At 46.7% G+C, this 1,854-nt stretch carries 2 protein-coding genes; one reads left to right on the forward strand and one right to left on the reverse strand.

Annotation, left to right across the window (positions count from 1 at the left end; translation table 11 throughout):
* The first annotated feature begins 68 nt into the window (after positions 1 to 68).
* Positions 69 to 1,624 (forward strand): IS3 family transposase gene (locus BLD48_RS16135; protein WP_236630052.1). Its coding sequence is split into 2 segments (ribosomal slippage): positions 69 to 708 and positions 708 to 1,624, totalling 1,557 coding nucleotides; the frame shifts between segments, so codons are not numbered across the junction.
* A gap of 79 nt (positions 1,625 to 1,703) precedes the next feature.
* On the opposite strand, the gene BLD48_RS16620 is transcribed toward BLD48_RS16135, so the two are convergent.
* Positions 1,704 to 1,841, reverse strand: a complete 138-nt coding sequence (locus tag BLD48_RS16620; protein WP_255366260.1) for a UTRA domain-containing protein — start codon at positions 1,839 to 1,841, stop codon at positions 1,704 to 1,706.
* Between the last annotated feature and the right edge of the window lie 13 nt (positions 1,842 to 1,854).

Raw genomic sequence — 1,854 nt, forward strand, 5'->3', positions numbered from 1 at the left:
TGATATGCTCCCACAAAAGTAGACAGTTGAAATAACAAAACTGTCTACTTTTGAAGGGAGCTTTTTCTATGGCCACATCTAAATTTTTGCTTGATGAAAAAATACACATCATACAGATGTACGATAGCGGAACATATACGTTAAAGGAGATTGCGTCGCTCTTCGAGCTTTCACTCGATACGTTGAATACTTGGCGAAGACGATACCGTCACGGTGGTGCCTTAGCTCTAAGTAATAGAACGGGATGGACACGCTATTCAGAAGAACTGAAAACACAGGCCGTACGCGCAGTGCTAGACCGTGAGGAATCACTCAGGAGTGCCACGCTAAGATTCGGCATCTCGAGTAAGAGCGTGCTTCAAAGATGGATTAGCCAGTATACTGGTCATAGTACTCAAGGGAAACCGTTGAAGGAGCGATTCACTATGACCAAAGCAAGAAAGACAACATTCGAAGAGCGCGTCGAGGCAGTTATGGACTGCATACAGAACGGGAAAGACTATCAACACACCATGAAGACCCATCGGGTCTCGTATCAACAAATCTACAGCTGGGTAAGGAAGTTCGAGAAAGACGGGATAGACGCACTGTTGGACCGCCGGGGACGTCGGAAACCGGAGGAAGAATTGACCGCTGGAGAACGTTTCACTATTGAAATGAAACAACTCGAGAAAGAAAATGAGCGTCTGCGAATGGAGAACACTTTCCTAAAAAAGTTAGAGGAGATCGAGAGGAGGTCACGTTAAGCCAAGTTCGTAATCGAGATAAATACGAGGCGATCCAGTCATTCGCAGCGCAATTCGGTTATCCCATCGTATCCTTATGTGACCTTGCGGGTATCTCGCGTGCAGCTTACTATAAATGGTTACATCGTGTACCGACGGTACGGGAGACCGAGAACACACGGATTATCGAAGAGATGTGCCAGATTCACCATTCGGTGAACGGAATTTACGGATACCGCCGAATGACACTGAACCTGAAACGTCGCTTTGGCAGAAACGTCAACTCGAAGCGAATCCGTCGCTTGATGGGCGTTGCCCGAATCTACTGTGTCATCCGTCGAAAGCGTCCCAAATATATGCGCCACCTTCCTCAACAGACGACAGAGAATATCCTGAATCGTGATTTCCATGCGGCGGGACCGAATCAGAAATGGGTAACGGATGTCACGGAACTGAAGTATGGCGCATCCCAAAAGGCGTATCTAAGTGCCATTCTAGACCTGTACGACGGATCCATTCGTTCGTTTGTCATCGGTCATTCGAATAACAATCAACTCGTGTTCGATACGCTTGAACTCGCCCTTCAGGGCGCACCAGAAAGCCAACCACTTCTACATAGCGATCGTGGGTTTCAATATACGTCGCATGCTTTCCGTCGAATGACGAAAGCAGCAGGCATTACACAAAGTATGTCTCGTGTCGGTAAATGCATCGATAATGGTCCGATGGAATCGTTCTGGGGCGCATTGAAGTGTGAGAGTTATTATCTACATAAGTTTGAGGAGTTCGACGAACTCTGTCATGCGATTCAGCAATACATTAGATTCTATAACGAAGAACGATACCAAGAACGACTAAACGGCTTGAGTCCGCTGGAATTCAGGGCTCAAGCCGTTTAAAAGATTTTTATTATTTGGCCTGTCTACTTGACGGGGAGCAGTTCAAACGATAAGAAAAAGGTCTTTTTTTAGAGAATAATCAAAGTCGCCGCTCCATCTCGACCGTAAAGGTGTACCGATCGCCACGATAAGCCGAAATGACGTACTCAAACGGTTGATCTGTCGCGAGGAAGGTCAATTGTTCGACCGAAAAGCAGGGCGAACTGACGAAAACCAACGGAATGGTGAGA

This window comes from Exiguobacterium sp. KRL4 (assembly GCF_001870785.1).
Taxonomy (GTDB): domain Bacteria; phylum Bacillota; class Bacilli; order Exiguobacteriales; family Exiguobacteriaceae; genus Exiguobacterium_A.